Annotated in this window: 12 protein-coding genes; 7 read left to right on the top strand and 5 right to left on the bottom strand. The window is 58.3% G+C overall.

Translation table 11 applies throughout. From position 1 onward, the window contains the following. The 3 genes from WKI89_RS08570 to WKI89_RS08560 form a co-directional block, all read right to left on the bottom strand. A partial coding sequence (locus tag WKI89_RS08570) for an SDR family oxidoreductase (RefSeq protein ID WP_337868786.1) occupies positions 1-487 on the bottom strand: 487 nt, incomplete at its 3' end. A 195-nt stretch (positions 488-682) separates the two neighbouring features. Further along, complete coding sequence (locus WKI89_RS08565) at positions 683-1,462, bottom strand: SIS domain-containing protein (RefSeq protein WP_337868784.1); 780 nt, start codon at positions 1,460-1,462, stop codon at positions 683-685. Between the two features lie 256 nt (positions 1,463-1,718). Next, positions 1,719-2,501, bottom strand: a complete 783-nt coding sequence (locus tag WKI89_RS08560) for a GntR family transcriptional regulator (protein ID WP_337868782.1) — start codon at positions 2,499-2,501, stop codon at positions 1,719-1,721. Positions 2,502-2,634: 133 nt separating this feature from the next. Here WKI89_RS08560 and WKI89_RS08555 point away from each other — a divergent pair, with 133 nt between their 5' ends. From WKI89_RS08555 to deoC, 6 genes are all read left to right on the top strand, one after another. Further along, positions 2,635-3,693, top strand: coding sequence for an ROK family protein (locus WKI89_RS08555; protein ID WP_337868781.1), 1,059 nt, complete (start codon positions 2,635-2,637; stop codon positions 3,691-3,693). Between the two features lie 10 nt (positions 3,694-3,703). Then, positions 3,704-4,423, top strand: coding sequence for a ThuA domain-containing protein (locus WKI89_RS08550; RefSeq protein WP_337868779.1), 720 nt, complete (start codon positions 3,704-3,706; stop codon positions 4,421-4,423). Next, positions 4,420-5,442, top strand: a complete 1,023-nt coding sequence (locus WKI89_RS08545) for a Gfo/Idh/MocA family oxidoreductase (protein WP_337868777.1) — start codon at positions 4,420-4,422, stop codon at positions 5,440-5,442. The genes WKI89_RS08550 and WKI89_RS08545 overlap by 4 nt, the downstream gene beginning before the upstream one ends. 4 nt (positions 5,443-5,446) lie before the next feature. Beyond that, positions 5,447-6,394, top strand: coding sequence for a Gfo/Idh/MocA family oxidoreductase (locus WKI89_RS08540; RefSeq protein ID WP_337868776.1), 948 nt, complete (start codon positions 5,447-5,449; stop codon positions 6,392-6,394). Next, entirely contained in the window at positions 6,345-7,205 is an 861-nt protein-coding gene (locus WKI89_RS08535) for an ABC transporter permease (protein WP_337868775.1), read from the top strand. Before WKI89_RS08540 ends, WKI89_RS08535 begins: the two co-directional genes overlap by 50 nt. Before the next feature lie 138 nt (positions 7,206-7,343). Continuing rightward, complete coding sequence (deoC, locus tag WKI89_RS08530) at positions 7,344-8,084, top strand: deoxyribose-phosphate aldolase (RefSeq protein ID WP_337868773.1); 741 nt, start codon at positions 7,344-7,346, stop codon at positions 8,082-8,084. 41 nt (positions 8,085-8,125) lie between these two features. On the opposite strand, the gene WKI89_RS08525 is transcribed toward deoC, so the two are convergent. Further along, positions 8,126-9,490, bottom strand: coding sequence for a tetratricopeptide repeat protein (locus tag WKI89_RS08525; protein WP_337868772.1), 1,365 nt, complete (start codon positions 9,488-9,490; stop codon positions 8,126-8,128). Between the two features lie 307 nt (positions 9,491-9,797). Between WKI89_RS08525 and ftsH the strand changes: the two genes are divergently transcribed. Next, positions 9,798-11,666: an ATP-dependent zinc metalloprotease FtsH gene (ftsH, locus tag WKI89_RS08520; protein ID WP_337868771.1), complete on the top strand. Its 1,869-nt coding sequence runs from the start codon at positions 9,798-9,800 to the stop codon at positions 11,664-11,666. A gap of 217 nt (positions 11,667-11,883) precedes the next feature. On the opposite strand, the gene WKI89_RS08515 is transcribed toward ftsH, so the two are convergent. Then, entirely contained in the window at positions 11,884-13,245 is a 1,362-nt protein-coding gene (locus WKI89_RS08515; protein ID WP_337868770.1) for a dipeptidase, read from the bottom strand. Between the last annotated feature and the right edge of the window lie 194 nt (positions 13,246-13,439).

The following is a 13,439-nucleotide window of genomic DNA, read 5'->3' as shown; positions in this document are numbered from 1 at the left end:
GGCCCGGTCGTTTGCAGGTTTCCTGGCGCGGGTGAACCTGATTCTGCTGGTGCACAACCTCATCCGCAGCCGTCTTCTGCTCAGGATGGCGGGGGTGGAAGGGTAGACTGCAGGTAGCACACGAAGGCATTTGAAAAGTAGTCTTGGCATTGGTGTCCATTACCATATCCCACCCTTCATCGCTGGCTTCGTGCACCGGCCCATCTCCATAGCTCCGCCCAGAGATGCCCGCCACATTCACTAAAATGTCCAACTTTCCAAAGCGCGAAAGAGCTTTCTCTACCGCGAAGGTAGAAGTATTCGGATTGAGCAGGTTGGCTTCCAAAGTTTCAATCTCGGGGAGTTCAGCCATCAGGATTCGTAGGTTCTCAGGATTTTTGTCGAGCACCATCACTTGCGCGCCTTGCTCAACAAACAAACGTGCCGTGGCAGCTGCAATTCCCGAGGCCCCGGTGATGAGCGCAACTTGACCCCTGAGCGAGGTCATATCGGCCCCCGAAACCTGAATTTGACCCGCCAGACAGGCCGCGCATAAAGCAGGGCAAATCGCTTCAACGACCTCAGAGAGTCTCCTCCTGGTGTTAGCGGTATTAGGACTGGTAGGGCTTCTTCCGATGCATGAAGTACCTGGGAAACCAGCAGGCTTTTTTGCTCTCGCTTATTGCAGAACCCTTCCCTCTCTCTATCCCCCATACACCACCTTGACCCGATCCCGGTGATCGTCGTAGGCATCCTCGAAGCGCTTGGCACTGGCTTCCGGACCCATCTTCCAAGCCCCCGCTAGGACCAAGGGCGGTTCACCCCACTCGGTCAGGCGGGCTGCTACTGGACACTTAATTGCGTTCACTACAGCCGTGTTGCCAATGGTCGAGCCCGGCCCAACCGGAACATCCAGCCCTTCAATTGCCACCATCGCATCACCCGGAATCGCACAGTTATCAATCACTAAATCGGCGATCTCGAGCAAACGTTTGCCGCTGCTGTGACCTGGTGGCAACAGCTTGGCATATTCCTCCGCAACCACTGCAACGACTTTCAAACCGCGCCGCTTAGCCCCCAGCGCCACATCCACCACGACCCCGTTGTTGCCACTGGTGGAGAACACCATCATCACGTCGTAATCACGAAAGATGAAGTTGCGCAAGATGACCTCACCCAGGCCCTCCTGGCGTTCGATCCACATGGCCTGCCGCTGTCCGTTGGAACCCACCACCTGGGTATGGTTGGTCATGGAGAGTTCGACCATGGGGTGAAAGCCCGGAAAGCTGCCATAGCGGGGCCACATCTCTTCCACCGCCATGCGGCTATGGCCGTTGCCAAACAGGTGTACTAGGCCGCGCTTGTGGATGGCCTCGGCACACCACTGGGCTGCAGTGGCGATGCGCTCGATCTGCGTTCTACGCACCCGCTCGAGGATAGCCTCGCAACCGTCAAGATAGTCGTGGGCAGGTTTCAGGTTCATAAGGGATTCCTTGGTGATCAAAACGCGGAAAATAGGAGGCAGGGGTTGGGTTTAGGACCAGAAAAGAGAACTACGAAAAAGAAAGAGGTGCTTGCTGTTCGCCTAAAGCAGCTACCACAAAAGGCCTCTCGCGCCCAAGGCCACAAGGCGGCGCAGCGGCGGTTTGCCAAGCCGCCCGCCGTGCAGCTAATCTGAAAATCGCCTTATAGCCGTCTTTCCACTGTCTGATCACTTCATTGCGTTCAACCTTCGACATCTACCCACCCACCTCTTTCAGCGCAATCTGGGCGTTGTCGCCTTGCAACATCACCCGAAAACTGCATTTGTCGGCCCGACCATAGCGCTGAGTAAACTCCAGCACCGCCCCTGTGTCGGTTAGCACAGTACGTTCGGTATAGAGAATTGGCACCTTCGGCTTGATCTGCAACAGCTTGGCCAGCCAGGGTTCAGCCACGATGGCCTCGATACTTTCCTGCCCAGTAGCAAAGCGCAGTCGGTAGGCGGTGTGCAAGATCTCGTAGAGGGAGCCCTCGAGGTTGCGCTCCAACAGGCCCGGTGTAAGCGCATAATTGAGGTGCGAGACCTCCAGCATCATCGGTATCCCATCGGCCAGGCGCAAACGGGTCAGTACCGCCACCACCCCCCCCGGCCCCAGGCGCAAGGCTTTGGCCACCCGACCCTCTGCAGGTTCCAGGCTGGCCGAAATTAGCTTGGTGCTATGCCGAATACCAGCCTGGCGCATATTCTCTGTAAAGCCGGTAATCATCACCAATGGCTGTTCGACCTTGGCCTGCACTGGAAAGGTACCCCGACCCTGTCGGCGTACCAGCCAGCCTTCCATCTCGAGCTCATGGATGGCTTGCCGCACCGTCGAGCGCGAGATGCGCAGTTGCTCCGACAACTCCCGCTCCGAAGGCAGGGGGCGATCTTCCCCCCACTCTCCTTTTTGCAAAATTCCCAGTATGGCCTCTTTGAGCTGCAAATATAGTGGGATGGGAGCACGGGGATTGAGGGTATGAAGCACGTCGGGCAGGGGCATCGGGGTTCTCCTCGAGTCCAGGCCGACCCGGTATGTGGCTGGGTGGTCTAGACATTCGGTGGTTCGTACCTTTATATTACACAGTGTAAGTCAAATTCAAAACCCTTAGCGGGGCTTGAGGACGGCGAGCACTATGGCGAAACGGGCTTCAATCGGGCTGGATCTGGGAGGTACCAACTTCAGCGTGGCTTGGCTGGACGAGAGCGGCGCCTTGCGGGATACCTTGACGCTCGAAACCCAGTCCCACCGCCCAGCCAGCGCGATCGTGGCCGACCTCGCAAGCGCCATCCAGACCACTGCGCAAAAAGCCCGTCAGGAGGGCTATACCGTGGTAGGAAGCGGTATCGGCGTACCAGCCGTGATTGATCCTTGGGCCGGTCTGGTCTTGCTCCCCCCAAACTTTGCCGAGGGCTGGCACCATTACCCTCTCGCCGCCACACTTACCCAGGCCACCCAGATCCCAACCTGGCTTATCAACGATGCCCGCTCCTTCACTTTTGCCGAGTCGCGAATGGGCGCAGGTAAAGGCTATCGGCATCTATTGGGTATCACGCTGGGAACCGGGGTGGGCGGGGGGTTGATCCTGAATGGGCAACTCTACTTGGGGCGCTGGGGTACTGCGGGTGAATTTGGGCATCAGGTCTACGATCCCCACGGCCCACGCTGTGGCTGCGGAGGCTTTGGCTGCATCGAGGTGTTTGCTTCTGGCCCCGCCATCGTAGCTGCGGCTGCACGGCATTTGCGCCAGGGGCGCACACCACTCCTCCGTGAAATTATCCAGGGCTCCTTAGACGACCTTTCGCCCAAAGCAGTCGCTCAGGCCGCCCAAGCTGGTGAGGAAGAGTGCATCGAAATCTATCGCCGGGTGGGCCGGGCGCTGGGAATTGGCATTAGCAACGTGCTCAGTGTGCTGGGATTGGAAGCTGTGGTAATTGGTGGGGGTGTAGCCCAGGCTGGCAACCTTTTATTTGAGCCCATCTGGCAAACCCTCGAGCAGCATCAATATATGGTGCGCGAGCATTTGAGTACACTACAAATCAAACCTGCACAACTAAACGAACCCGGTGTAATGGGGGCAGCCGTCTATGCTGCCGAGCAGTATGCTGCCGAGCAGTATGCTGCGGAGCAGTACGCTGCCGAGCAATCTCAGCAAATCATTCAGTCAGCCAACCCCCGCGCAAACACGGTATAAAAGAGTCCTTATGATAAACGTCACCATCTGGAACGAACACCTGCACGAGCAGAGAAGCGAAGTCGTGCGCAAGATCTACCCCGAAGGCATCCACAGCGCGATTGCCAAAGGGCTACAGGGTTTGGGCGATTTCAAGATTCAGACGGCTACCTTGGGTGACCCTGAACATGGGCTGAGCCAAGCGGTACTGGATTCCACCGAGGTTTTGTTGTGGTGGGGGCATCTAGCCCACGATCGGGTGAGCGATGAAGTGGTCGAGCGGGTGCAGTTGCGGGTGCTGGCGGGTATGGGCCTGATTGTGCTGCACTCCGGCCACTATGCCAAGGTCTTCAAGCGTTTGATGGGCACTTTCTGTAGCCTCAAGTGGCGCGAAGCCGGTGAGCGCGAACGCCTGTGGAACTTGCGTCCCGACCACCCCATTCTGCAGGGCATCCCCCAGTACATCGAGCTACCGCACGAGGAGATGTACGGCGAGCGCTTCGACATCCCCGAGCCCGACGAGTTGTTGATGATCTCCTGGTTCCAGGGCGGCGAGGTGTTCAGAAGTGCCTGCACCTGGACAAGGGGGCACGGGCGCATCTTTTACTTCCGCCCCGGCCACGAAACCTTCCCCACTTACCACAACCCGCACATCCTGCGCATCCTAGCCAATGCCTGTGTCTGGGCCAAGCAGCGGGTCAACCTCGACGTGACCCAGGCCCCTAACAGTGCACCCCTGGAGCCGCTATGAAGGTCGGCATAATTGGCGTAGGTGGAATTGCCGGGGCTCACTACAAGGGTTATGTGGCCAATGGAGCTAAGGTAGTAGCCATTGCCGATATCAACCCAGCAGCCCTCGAGGCCCGCCAGCGCGAGTGGGATATTCCCCACCTATTCACGGATTATCGCGACCTCTTGAAGCTCCAAGAGATTGATGCCGTCTCGGTCTGCACCCCCAATGCACTGCATTATCCTGCCACCATTGCAGCCGCCAAGGCAGGCAAGCACATTCTCTGCGAGAAGCCCATCTCGCTATCGTTGGCCGAAGCAACAGCCATGATCAAGGCTGCGGCCAAGGCCAAAGTAACCCTACAGATCAACCACCATCTGCGCTCCAGTGGGGCTGGCTTCAAAGCCAAACAAATTCTGGACAGCGGCACGTTGGGTCGGGTGACTTTTATCCGGCTACGCCAGGCCCACGACTGGGGAGGTAACCTCCAAGTGCGTGATTCCTTTGGCAAAAAAGCCTTGGCTGGCGGCGGTACCTTGCTCGACAATGGCTGCCATATGTTCGATCTGGCCCGCTACTTTGGCGGCCCCGTTGAGGAAGTCTTCGCCCGTGTCGGTACCCTCAAGTTTCCCATCGAGGTCGAGGACAATGCCCATGCTTCGCTGCGGTTTACCAATGGAGCCCTTGGGGAGGTGGAGGCTTCTTGGTCGGCTACGGGTTGGGAGGAGGGTTTTTGGATCTACGGCACCCAGGGGGCGCTCGAGTACACCAACCGCTACGGCAAGCCAGTGCTGCGCCATAGTTTCCGTGCCTCCCCCGGCACCACCTGGGCCGAACCCGATGTGGCCCTCTACGACTTTGCCGGGGAGCCCAACCACACCCGGCACGTGGGCAACTTCCTGGCGGCCATTCGTGGGGAACGCCCAGTAATTTGTACTGGCCAGGACGGCCTGGAAGCTGTACGGCTGGTGCTGGCCTCCTACGAGAGTGCGCGTCTCAACCAGCCTATTCAACTGAAAGGGTTCGAAGGAGCGCTATGAAGGCTTGGCGGGTAGCAGGCATCAACTTCGACCACATGCACATGGGCGATCTGTTACCCACCCCCGTGCAGAGATAGTAGGGGTTGCCGACCAAAACCCAGCCCGGATGCAAGACGCCACTGCCAAGTTCGGTCTTTCTTCCAACCAGGTTTTTACCGATTTTCGCGCCTGCCTAGAGAGTACCCAGCCCGATGTGGTGATTTTGTGTCCTGCCACCGCCGACCATGCGCAGTATGTGAAGTGGGTCGCACCCTACAACGTAGATATTTTGGTAGAAAAACCCTTTGCCGCCTCCGTACAGGAGGCTGAGCGCATGATGGCCGCCATGTCCCAGACCGGCAAGCGCTTGGTGATCAACTGGCCGCTGGCCTGGTATCCTGCCCACCGCACTGCCAAGCGCCTGTTGGACGAAGGCTGGATCGGTGAAATCCGCGAAGTACATTTCTACGATGGCAACCGGGAACCGCTGTATCACCTAGCCGACAAGGTCGAGGTTAGCGATGCCGAGGTGCAGGCACAAAAACCACACAGTTGGTGGTACAAGCGCGCTTCGGGTGGAGGTTCCTTGTTGGATTATCTGGGCTACGGCGTCACGTTGGGCACGTGGTATCACCGGGGCGTCGCACCCCTGGAAGTAACCACCGCTACCTTGGGAGCCGAAGGTTTTGAAGTGGACGAGCACTCGGTCACGGTAGCCCGCTACCCCTATGGCCTCTCCAAATACGAAACCCGCTGGGGAACCTTCACCGATCCCTGGGTTTTACAACCCCAACCCAAATGTGGTTTCGTGCTGGTAGGAACCGGAGACATCACCTGCTATCGCATCGGAGGAAGCGATGAGGCATCACCTGCTGTCGCATCGGAGGAAGCGGTGAGGCATCACCCATATTTGCACGGAGAGGGTGTTGCTGATTGTAGGCGAGCTGATCCGGCCTGGTTTTGCCGACTATAACCAGTTCACCAACATCCTGCGGATTGCTGCCTTCTTGGGGGTGGTAGCAATTGGGCAGACCCTGGTGATCTTATCGGGCGGCGAGGGTATTGATCTATCGGTCGGGGCCATCGTAACGCTGGCCGCAATTATCATCTTCCGTTTTACCAACGGCTCGGATGCCCTTTTGCTTCCGGCGCTGCTGATCGCGTTGTTGGTTGGATTTGCCATCGGATTGGTCAACGGCATCGGCATTGCCCTCATCCGTATTCCGCCATTGGTCATGACCCTCGGTATGACCGGGGTGGTCAAAGGAGCCACGCCTCCCTCCATGAAGGCCATCATCTCTGACCCGTGGATCGCCGGGATCCCGGGAGATGTGTTTATCTGGGCTTTGTTTGGCATCGGGGTAACGCTGTTGCTCCAACGCACCGCCTACGGCAAAGCCCTCTACGCCATTGGCTCCAACCGGGTGACCGCACGTCTTTCAGGGGTTAGTGTCGAAAGTACGGTCATCTTGACCTATGGTCTTTCGGGACTTTTTGCCGCACTGGGTGGTTTTGTGCTGCTGGGCTATACCCAAGCAGTGTTTCTCAACCTAGGTGACCCCTACACGCTGCCCACCATTGCGGCGGTAGTGGTCGGGGGCACCGCCTTGGCCGGCGGTATTGGGGGCTACACAGGAACCATGGCCGGTGCCCTACTGCTAACCCTGATTGCTTCTTTGCTAATTACGTTGGGCTTGCCCGAGTTTGGGCGACAAATCGTGTATGGGCTCATACTGCTGGTTCTGCTTTCGGTATACGGACGAGGGCGGCGTCTGCGGGGGTAAGTTAAGGTTCCAGACAAACAACCCTGCACTGTGGTCTGTTTACGCACTTACTCTTGTATATCACAATAAAAACAAGTGGTACGTACCACTTTCTTAATTCCAAGCAATCCCCATCAAGTATCGGAAAGGAAGGCTGTGATGAATGAAATCGGTATCGAAACCCTCAGCTATAGCCAAGTAGCCAAGATGATTGATCACTCTTTGTTGCGTCCCGAGCTCACTGTAGATGAGGTGATCGCTGGCTGTGAGCTCGCACACCGCTACGACGTGGCGTCGGTATGTGTTAAGCCTTGCGATGTGGAAGTGGCTGTAAAGGCCCTCAAGGGGAGTGGTGTACTGGTGGGTACAGTGGTAGGCTTTCCCCACGGCAGCTCTGCCCCCGCTACCAAGGTATTTGAAGCCCGACTGGCGGTAGAGCAGGGGGCAGTGGAGTTGGATATGGTGGTCAATATTGGGCGCTTGCGCTCGAGCCAAGCCGAATATGTACTTGACGATATTCGTTCTGTCGTGGAGGTAGCGCACACCGGGGGCGCCATCGTGAAGGTGATTTTGGAAAACGCCTATCTCGACCACGCCCAGAAAGTACTGGGCTACAAGCTCACCGAGCAAGCCGGGGCTGAGTTTGTCAAGACCTCAACCGGGTTCGCACCCAGCGGTGCCACTTTGGAAGACCTCCGACTAATGCGCAAGACGGTCTCTCCCCACGTGCAGGTCAAAGCCGCAGGTGGGGTTCGCACCCTGGATGCGCTGATAGAGGTGATGCGGGTTGGAACAACCCGTGTAGGTGCTACAGCAACACAAACTATCCTCGAGGATTTCAAAATCCGCAAAGCAGGTCGAGCCAGCGAGGCCAGGGCAGAACTTAGCAGCGAATACTGAAAGAATGCACCCAAAAGCAGCCGCTTTTACCTCATGGCTCGTCAATTAAGCGTCCGATTTCCACCCATCATCGTGCGGGCACGCTCGGCGTAGTTGCTGAGGGTTTGATGCCATTCATCGGCAGGATGCAGGTAGGGCAGTACGGCCTCGCTGCGCGAGACGATCTCTTCGGGGCGGCGGAACCCCAGTTGGGCCAGGGTATCAATTACCATTTGCTGCGCTGTAACCCAGTCCCGGCTACCTTCGGGGGCCTCTTGCCCGGCCTGGGTGTAGTGCTCGAGGGCTTCTTCCAGATGCAGCAGATCGTAGGCCAGATTGCCCAGAATCAGATGCCCGGCGCTGAGGCTGCCCTGCCGAATGGCCTCGTGGGCAGCCTGTGCGGCTTCTTCGTAGCGGCCCAGCCGATAAAAAATTTCGGCCAGATCGCCATAGGCTTCCCCTGGGTAGCCATACTCCGGGTCGCGCAGCACCTCACGCAGCGTGGACTCGGCTTCCGTTAGCTCGCCGGACTCGAGATAGGCCACCGCCAACTCGTGCAGCGCATAGCTTCTGTCGGAGTCTTCAGCCCGCTTGACCGCCTCGCGGAAAGCCTCGATGGCCTCGCGCGGATGGCCCAGTTGCATCAGCGCCTGTCCGTGAACCAGGGGGGTGCCGTGGGCGGGTTCGGCCCCCTCGCGCTCTTTCTCCAAAGCCCGCTGAATCGCATCCAGCGCCAGGCTGGGGTTGCCCAGCAAAAGTTGGCTGCGGGCCTCGAGGTAGTAGCGGGTGGCAGCATCCTCGGGGTCTTCGAGTTCGGGAATGTCCGGCTGGGCTTCCCGCAGGGCTTGCAAAGCTTCGTGGCCCATCCCGGCCTCTACAAACATCGCCGAGGCATCTATCAAGTTCCAGTAGTGTTCCATACCCACCGCGAGCCTTGCCGCTTCTTTATAGGCAGCCGCAGCTTCGGCAGCCTGGCCCAAGCGTTCGTAGGCTTTTCCGCGCAAGGTATGGGCCCGCCAGGCCAGAAAAGCGGGCAGCTCGAGGGGCCGGTTCAAAATTTCCAGCGCCTCCTCCGGCAAACCCAGGTACATGAGCGCCTGGGCCTGGTGGTAAAGCGCGCGGGGGTCGTTGGTTTTGGGCAGAATTTGCCGCACATCTTCTTCCGGAGCCCCTTCCAGTGCCCGCATCTCGGCCAGAATGGCGCGGTAGCGCGGATGGGACTCGAGGGTGGGCACACTTCCAAGCCCCTCTTCCAGCGCCCGGTTCGCGCGTTCGATACCCCCCTCGCCGTAGAGTGAATAGGCCTCGGCCAACAACAAAGCAGCCTCCGCTGCATCCTCGCCCTGCGCCAGCGCCAAAGTGCGTACCAGCGTCTCAAACGCCGTATCGTAGTCGCCTTGATGGAGGGCCTCGAGAACCACTTGCATTGCCCCCATCATAAAGCCCGAAACAGAAAGCGATGAGTGATGGGGCATAAGCCAGCCAAAGCGGACCATGAGCCCCACACTTTCTTCTCTCCGATGGGGCTCAGGGTAAGCTTTCTTCTTTTTCTTTCCTCGCCTTCGACCCAAACTCCCATATGCCCTCTCCCCTACCCGGTTTACACCCTAGAACTCATTCCTCATGCTGGGATTGAGTACCATATACTTAAGTTATGGTGTGTCGGTTTGCCGTCATATAATCGGTGAATCGTATGCACTGCCCGCTTGGCGGGCACTTAATGGAGGTCATGGTTTGCCTACGCGCATCAATCCCTGGAGCTTGGTCATTATCGTCATCCTGGCCTATTGGCTCTTTACCCTATTTGGAGGCAGTAACAATGCCCGAACCACGGTGCCTTATAGCGACTTCATCAGCTATGTGGAGCAGGGCAAGGTCGCACGGGTAGTGTTGCAGGAAGGTCGTATCAACGGCTTTTTCAAGGCACCTGAGCGTATACAGGTTGGCGATACTACCGAGACCACGGATCGCTTTACTGTTATTGCGCTCCCCTCGGGCTTCACCGATCCGCAGTTCACCAACCTACTGCGACAGAATGGAGTCGAAATCACCAACCGTTTACCCAGCATGTGGGGGCAGTTGTTGATTACGCTGCTGCCTATTTTGATCCTGATTGGCTTCTGGTGGTTCTTTTTCATGCGCTCGCAGGGTGGTGCGGGGCAGGTCATGCAGTTCGGGCAGAGCCGAGCCCGGCAGTACGGTAAAGAAAAGCGGGTCAACACCACCTTCAAGGACGTGGCCGGGCACAACGAAGCCAAGCGCGAGCTGATGGAAGTGGTGGATTTTCTCAAGAACCCACAAAAATACATCGCCATTGGAGCCGAGATTCCCAAGGGGGTGCTGCTGGTAGGGCCGCCCGGCACCGGTAAAACCCTGCTGACCCGGGCCGTGGCCGGAGAAGCAGGCGTGCCTTTTTTCTCGGTTTCGGCCTCGGAATTTATGGAGATGTTTGTGGGGGTGGGGGCCAGCCGGGTGCGTACGCTGTTCGAAGAGGCCCGCCGCAACGCCCCTGCCATCATCTTTATTGATGAGCTCGACTCCATCGGACGCAAGCGCGGCGCAGGCATCGGAGGAGGCCACGACGAGCGGGAGCAAACCCTCAACCAAATCCTCTCCGAGATGGACGGCTTCGAGAAGGACACCAGCGTGATCGTACTGGCCGCGACCAACCGCCCCGACATTCTGGATGCTGCCCTTTTGCGCCCTGGGCGCTTTGATCGCCAGGTGGTGATTGGCCTGCCGACTCTGGAAGAGCGCAAAGAGATTTTGCAGGTGCACATGCGGGGCAAGAAATTTGCCCCCGACGTGGACGTGAACAACCTGGCCCGGCTCACCCCACAGTTCAGCGGGGCCGACCTGAAAAACCTGGTGAATGAAGCTGCGCTACAGGCCGCCCGCGAAAACGCCACCGAGATTGCCAACGTTCACTTCCAAACCGCCCTCGACAAGATCATGCTGGGTTTGGAGCGGGGCACCCTCAAACTCAACGAGCAGGAAAAGAGGGCCGTAGCCTACCACGAAGCCGGCCACGCCATTGCCGGTGAGGTGTTGCCATATGCCGACAAGACCGAGAAGGTCTCGATTGTACCGCGCGGCATGGCCCTGGGGGTGCGCTGGAGCAAGCCCGAGGAACGCATCCTGATGAGCAAGGAACACCTCGAGGACACCCTGGCCATGACCCTAGCGGGCCGTGCCGCCGAGGAGCTGTTTGTCGGCACCATCACCACCGGAGCCTCCAACGACTTCAAGCAGGCCACGGGTCTGGCCAAGCAGATGGTGCTGGACTGGGGCATGGGCGAGCACTTCAAAAACGTGGCCTGGGGCTCGAACACTGGCCCCATATTTTTGGGCGAGGAAATCGCTAAGAAGCAGGATCACTCCGAAGAAACCAGCCGCCTGATTGACTCTGATATCCGGGCCATCCTGGACCGGGCTTACGAAAAAGCCAAACAGGTGTTGTCGGCCAATGCCGAGGCCATGCACCGCCTGGCCGAGGAACTTTTGGAATCGGAGATCGTACAAGGCGAGCGCGTGCGTCAGATTATCGAACAAGCCAAACGCCCCGAAGCCGTAGCGCCTGCGGCTTTTAATCCGGAAATCTAGCCAGCAACCGCAAGCGAATATCAGGTTTGGGTGGATGGTCTTTCAAGGAAAGACTATCCACTTTTGCGATACCCACGGGTCATACCGTTTCCGCTTGAATCCTTCACCGCCATGCGTAGTCAGAGGTGAAGGATTCAAGCCGACCGAAGGGAGTAGAAAAGCATTTCGGTAGTATCGTTTAGGCTTTCAAAAGTGAACGATACGGCCGAAATGCGTATCACTGCGCCAAGCGTCTAAGCAGCATCGCATAAGCCTGCTTGCCCTTCTCGAAGCTCGAGAGCCTAAAGAACTCGTTGGGCGAGTGGATGAGTTCGTCTTCCAGACCAAAGCCAAAGCTTACCGGGTCGTGGCCCAAGAGTTGCTTGAGGGTGCCTAAAATGGGCACCGAGCCGCCGAACAGGGTCTCCACCGGAGGCACCCCGTAGAGTTCGGTTAGTACTTCTCGAGCCGCCACACAGCCCGGATGGTCGGCGCTCATGCGGAAGGCAAAGGCTCCAGCTTCTTTGGCCCGGACTTCCAGACGCACCCCTCTGGGCAGGTGCTCTTCAAGATGCGCCTTCACCAGCGCCACAATCTTCTGGGGGTCTTGGTGGGGCACCAGGCGGCAGGTGATCTTGGCGTGGGCGGTGGAAGGAATCACCGTCATGCCGCCGGGGCCGGTGTACCCCCCCCACATCCCGTTGACCTCGAGGGTGGGGCGGCCGGTGGTGCGCTCCCAGTGGGAGTAGCCCTCCTCACCGTAAAACTCTTGCAGACCCAGTTTTTTCAGCTCTGCTTCCTCGTTCCAGGGAATCTTCTTGTACCACTCGCGCAGGGCCGGGCTGAGGGGTTCCACGTCGTCGTAAAAGCCTTTCACAGCCACGCTACCATCGGGGTTGTGCAACGAGGCAATCAGCTCAGCCATCGCATGCAGCGGATTTTGAAGCCCACCCCCCCAGGTACCCGAGTGCAGGTCGTGGTTGGGGCCAATCAAGTCGAACTCTAGTGCGCAAATCCCCCGCACACCCAGACCCAGAAGCGGGGTGGTCTCGGAGAGCTGGCCGCTATCGCCGTTGATGATCATATCGCAGCAAAGCCGTTCCCGGTTCTGTTCTATAAAAGCCGGCAGGCTGGGACTGCTGATCTCTTCCTCCCCCTCGATAAGCGCCTTTACGTTGAGATTAAGTTGGCCGGTAGCGATGAGGGCCTCGGCGGCCAGCAGGAAGGCCATCACCTGGCCTTTCATATCCGAAGCACCCCGCGCCACAATGCGCCCATTGGTTATGGTGGGTTCGAAGGGCGGGGAGTTCCAGCGCTCGGGGTTGTCGGCGGGCTGTACGTCGTAGTGGCCGTAGAAAAGCACCGTGGGCCTGCCGGGGTAGGGGCAGTATTCGGCATAGACCACCGGATGCCCGGCGGTGGGCAGCACCTCGGCCTGTAAAAACCCGGCCTGCCTAAACCGCGCTGCCAGCCACTGCGCCGCCCGCTGGACATCTTCGCTGTGAGCGGGCTGGGCCGAGATGCTGGGGATGGATAAGAAGGTATGGAAATCCTCGAGGTGAGCGGTTTGGTGCTCCGATAGGTAGTCGTGCCAGCTCATAACAAGGTGATTCTAACGCTTTGCCCCAATAATACGCATTTCGGCCGTATCGTTCACTTCGGCAAGCCTAAACGATACTACCGAAATGCTTTTCTACTCCCTTCGGTCGGCTTGAATCCTTCACCCCTGACTGCGGCGGGCGGTGAAGGATTCAAGCGGTAACGGTATAACAAGTAACCTTTTGATTCACTTTG

It is taken from the genome of Meiothermus sp. (assembly GCF_037443965.1).
Lineage (GTDB): Bacteria > Deinococcota > Deinococci > Deinococcales > Thermaceae > Meiothermus.
The sequence above is the reverse complement of the archived record's forward strand: the minus strand, read 5'-3'. Positions and strand labels throughout refer to the sequence as shown.